Origin of the sequence: Cryobacterium sp. 10I1, assembly GCF_035019805.1 — a bacterium.
Lineage (GTDB): Bacteria > Actinomycetota > Actinomycetes > Actinomycetales > Microbacteriaceae > Cryobacterium > Cryobacterium glucosi.
Genome location: NZ_JASJVF010000229.1, coordinates 1 through 5224 on the forward strand (window position 1 = coordinate 1; position 5224 = coordinate 5224).

General features: G+C 65.8%; 2 protein-coding genes and 1 pseudogene. 2 read left to right on the plus strand and 1 reads right to left on the minus strand.

Annotation, left to right across the window (positions count from 1 at the left end):
• Positions 1-321, plus strand: a pseudogene (locus QN345_RS15275) (hypothetical protein); the annotation flags it as partial.
• Between the two features lie 9 nt (positions 322-330).
• Here the strand turns inward: QN345_RS15275 and QN345_RS15280 are convergent.
• Entirely contained in the window at positions 331-2619 is a 2289-nt protein-coding gene (locus QN345_RS15280) for a putative bifunctional diguanylate cyclase/phosphodiesterase (protein WP_323508824.1), read from the minus strand.
• Between the two features lie 209 nt (positions 2620-2828).
• Between QN345_RS15280 and QN345_RS15285 the strand changes: the two genes are divergently transcribed.
• Positions 2829-5224, plus strand: a 2396-nt coding sequence (locus QN345_RS15285; RefSeq protein WP_323508825.1) for a transglycosylase domain-containing protein, incomplete at its 3' end; no start/stop codon positions are given.

A 5224-nucleotide genomic window follows, 5' to 3' on the forward strand; every position in this document is an offset into this window, starting at 1 on the left:
CGCTGGGCGGCAGAGCAGTGGCTCGTCGAGGGACATCCGCACGTGCACGGGGCCAATCTCGGTGTGCGGGCAGACCGGTACCTCGCTGCCGGGGAATTCCCCGGTATCGACGCCGACGAGGACATTGCACTCGTCGCGGCACTGCGGAGGCTGCGGGTGTGCGAGATCCGCACGGCACGCATCCCGGTTCGTACGAGTGGGCGACTCGTCGGACGCACGCCCGGGGGTTTCGCCGGCTACCTGCGCGCTCAGACCGCTCGCCTCCCCGTCATCATGGAGACGGGTGTTCTGCAGGTCGACGACGCCGGCGCCCTTCCGTGAGCGAACCACTCAGCCTGATATGTGGCCCAGAGCGCTTCCATCCAACGCTCTCGCGGCGAACCAGTCTTCCAGCTCGGCCGCAGGCACAGGGTGGGACATCAGAAACCCCTGAGCGACATCGCAGCCGAAGCCGATGAGCTCCGAGTATGCCGTAGCGTCCTCCACGCCCTCGGCCACCATGCGCAGGCCGAGGCTGTGTGCCATGTCGATGGTCGAGACGACGAGGGCCGTTGCGCGAGGATCGTCCTTCATCGGGATGATGAAGGACTTGTCGAGTTTGAGCTCGTCGATCGGCAGGTCACGCAGGTACGCCAGGGAGCTGTACCCGGTCCCGAAGTCATCGATGGAGATCCGAATTCCCGTCGCCTGCAACCGGGTGAGGATGCTGCGCGCGCGTTCCCGGTCGGAGAGGAGGAAATCTTCGGTGATCTCGAGGACCAGCACTGTGGGGGACAGGCCACGCGACGACAGCATCGCGCTGATCCGTTCGGGCAGCACCGTGTCGATCAGGGAACTCGGGGACATGTTGACCGCCATCGTCAGCGTCCGGCCCTGGCCAGACCAGGTTGCGGCCTGGTCAAGGGCCTCACGCAGCACGATCTCGGTCATCGCATGCATCAGCCCTGACTCCTCGACGAGATCGAGGAAATCGTCGGGTTGCAACAAACCCCTCGTCGGGTGGTTCCAGCGGACCAGGGCCTCGACCCCGCAGACGTCCCCGGTTTTGAGGTCGATCTTGGGCTGGTAGTGCAGCACCAGCTGGTCATCGACGAGCGCGAAGCGCAACTCCTCGAGCAGGTGCAGCCGATCCTCCCCGTGATTGTCGTCGGTGCCCCGGTAGACGTGGTGGCCGCTGTGGGTCGCCTTCGCCGTGTACATCGCCATGTCCGCCTTGCGGAGCAGCATGGTCAGGTCCTCGCCCTGGTCGGGGTACCCGGCGATCCCGATACTGGCGCTGGCCTGAACCGAGATGCCCGCGAGGATGAACGGCTGGGCCAGGGTCGCGCGCAGCTTCCAGGCCACCGCTTCCGCCCTGACCGAATCCGAACCGTCGAGAAAGATCACGAACTCGTCGCCGCCTACGCGCGCGAAGAGATCCTCGGTGCGCAGCTGACCGGAAATCCGGCCGGCGACCTGGAACAGGAGCAGGTCACCGACATCGTGACCGAGACTGTCGTTGACCTCCTTGAACTTGTCGAGGTCGAGAAGGAGGAGCGCGCTCGTCCGGTGCGGATTCGCGGCCAGCCGGGCGGGCACATCGGCGTAGAGGGCGCGGCGGTTGGGCAGCCCCGTGAGCTCATCGGTCCGCGCCTGGCGATGCGCATCCGCAATACGGATGCGCTGGCGAAAGATCAGGGGCAGTGCCGCCACGGTGAGGGTCAGGGCCGCCAGGACGACGGCGAGCGGAGAGATCTTCAGCTGGGTTCCCATGATCAGGACCAGGAGACCCGCGGCCGTGGCGATCGCGGGAACCGTCTGTTCGGGGATCGCCCACGTCGACTGGCGAGGGTGCGAGCCGAGGCGGGCCTCCCTGTCGACCGAAGACGCGATCAGGGCGAGGCTCAGTGGCCAGCCGATGTCGAGGGGGCTGCCGATGACGTAGAGGCCGTTCAGGTGCAGGGACACGCTGATGATGTCGGCGGCCGTGAAGACAGCGAGACCGAGAACAAGGAGGGTCCAGCCCGGGCCGATGGAGGTGCCGTGGGAGGCTGCAATCCCGACGAAGAAGGCCACCAGCAGGACATCTCCGAGCGGATACGCAAATGCGACGGTCGTGGCGAACGATCCCGGGGTCGCGAGGGCCGCCTTGAGGATCGGATCGAGCAGCACGGCCAACAGGGCGGCCGCACCGAGAGACCCGACGGCGCTGTCCAGGACGATCGGAGACGCGAGACCCCGGATTGTGCGCCTCGCGAGAACGACGAGTGCCGCGAACATGAGCGGGTAGAAGCCGAGGAAGCCGACATCCGCCCAGGACGGACGCGGCAGGGATTCGCCTCCGGTCGTCGCCAGTGCGAAGAACGTGTCTCCGGCCGCCAGGACCGTCACGGCGGCGGTCATCAGGTGCAGGTCCCTGCGCCGGGACCGTGTCCGGCCGATCGCAATCCAGCACACGACGACGGGAATCCACAACGCGAAGAATCCGAGTACGAGCGAACTCACGTCGCCTGCGGTACCGAAGATCGTGGCGACAGCGAAGGCAGCCACAATCAGCCCGAGGGTCCAGTTCGGCCATCGGCCGAATCGGCTCGTCCCTCGAGACGCGCTGACGCGCTCCGTGCTGGTATCGGCTGGCATAGATCTCCCTCTCGATAAACCTAGCTGCGTCGGTCGCCTTCGAAATGAACCCCGGCGTGCGGCATCTTCGGGATAGATTGGTCCCGGGGGAGCCAGTGCGGCAGCGAATTTGCCGCATGGCCGGGCATAAAATTGGGGGATACGTGTACGGAAAACCAAATACCAGGCGGAATTTTGAAGCGGTCGGCGGATTGCTGGGTTTTGTCGGGATGAGTGTCGTTGCCGGTGTTCTCGTGGCGGCCGCGGTTACTCCCGCCCTGGGCCTCTCCGGCCTTGCTGCGACAAACGCGATCACTGTTTTCGAGAACCTGCCCGATTACCTGAAGATCGACCAGCTCTCGCAGAAGAGCAACATCTACGCGACCACGAGCACCGGCGCCCCCTACCTCATGGCCTCGTTCTACGACCAGAACCGTGTCGAGGTCGCCTCGGATGCGATCAACCAGTTCGTCAAGGACGCCGCGACCTCCGGTGAAGACCCCCGGTTCTACGACCACGGCGGCATCGACCTGCAGGGCACAGTGACCGGGATCGTCACGACTGTCGCCACCGGTGATGTTCGCGGTGGGTCTTCGATCACCCAGCAGTACGTGAAGAACGTGCTCGTGCAGAAGTGCGAAGTGCTCACGGATACGCAGAAGAAGTCGGACTGTTATGACGCCGCGATCGCCAAGACTCCTGATCGCAAGCTCAAGGAGATGCGCCTCGCGATCGGCGTGGAGAAGAAGTACGCGAAGGACGACATCCTCCGCCAGTACCTGAACATCACCGGCTTCGGCGGCACCGTCTACGGCATCGAGTCCGCCGCGGAGTACTACTTCGGTTCGACGGCGGCGACGCTGACGCTCCCGCAGGCCGCGAGCCTGGTCGCGATCGTGAACAACCCGGTCAAGTTCCAGCTCGACCAGCCCGACAGCGAGACCAACGGCGCCGCGAACGGCTACGCCGCGAACAAGGACCGCCGCGACTACATCCTCGACCAGATGCTCAAGTACGGCAAGATCAACCAGGCCGACCACGATGCCGCGATCGCCACGGCCATCGAGCCCAGCATCCACGTGCCCTCGACCGGCTGCCAGACCGCCGGCGGCAGTGCCTTCTTCTGCGACCTCGTCGTGAATACCCTGCAGAACGACCCGACCTTCGGAGCCGACGACACCACCCGGATGGCCAACTTCCGCCGCGGCGGGTTCAACGTCTACACGACCCTCGACCTCGACATGCAGCAGGCCGCCGAGGCCACGATGAAGGCCAACGTTCCTGACACCTACCCCGGCTGGGACGTCGGTGGCGTGATCGTCAGCGTCGGAGTCGGCACCGGCAAGGTTCTCGCCATGACGCAGAACAAGGACTACAGCCAGGACCCGGATGTGCCGATCACCGGGTCGAACCTGACCGGGATCAACTACAACACCAACGTCGACCAGGGCGGTTCCCACGGGTTCCAGCCCGGATCGACGTACAAGGTGTTCACCCTCGCCGAGTGGCTGACCGAGGGCCACTCGCTCAACGAGCGGGTCGACTCCCGGCGCAAGGCCAACTGGGGCACCTTCCGCGACAGCTGCGCGACCGGCGGCACCGTGAGCTTCCCCGGCTACAACCCCAAGAACGACTCGAACGAATCCGGCGCCAACTACAGCGCCCTGCAGTCGACGATCGGGTCCATCAACACCGGCTTCATCGGCATGGCCAAGAAACTCGACCTGTGCGGCATCCGCAAGACCGCGGAGGCCTTCGACGTCACGCGCGCCGACGGCGCCCCGCTCGAGCAGGGTGCCTCCGCGGTGCTCGGCACCAACGAGGTCGCGCCCCTGAGCATGGCGGTCGCCTTCGCCGGCATCGCCAACAAGGGCACCACCTGCAGCCCGATCGTGATCGACCACATCACCGGCTCCGACGGAACCGCACTTCCCGTGCCGCAGTCGGCGTGCCACCAGTCGGTCGACCCGACCGTCGCGGCCGGAATGACCTATGCCATGCAGCAGGTCATGGCGAGCGGAACCGGATCCGCCTCGTTCAAGGCGACCAGTCCGAAGTCGCCGATGATCGGCAAGACCGGGACCACAGACGGCAACAAGGACACCTGGATGAGCGGGGCGAGCACGACCGTCGCCACCGTCGCCGGCGTGATGAGCGTCACGGGCGACAGAGATCAGCGCACCACCTCCTTCAACGGCCAGCAGGCCGCGACGGCACGGCATCGGATGTGGCCGGACGTGATGAGCGTCGCGAATGCGAAGTATCCCGGCGTTGCCTTTCCCGCGGCCTCCGGCGCGGTGATCAACGCCGCCCAGGTGTCCATTCCTGACCTTCGCGGCAAGAGCCTCAGCCAGGCGCAGTCGACCCTGGAATCCGCAGGCTTCCTCTTCGTGAATGGCGGAACCATCGACTCCGAGCTGCCTGCCGGCGTTGTCGCGAACACCGAGCCCGGTGGGGGAGCAAGCGCGGCCCGCGGCGCTGCCGTGACGGTGCGCACGAGCAACGCCGCGCTCGTCGTCGTGCCGGACGTCTCGGGCAAACGTGAAGTCGAAGCCCGCGCCGCCCTGTCGAACTTCACCGTGGTGAAGAACGAAACCGATGTGAAAGACCCCGCTCTCGTCGGCAC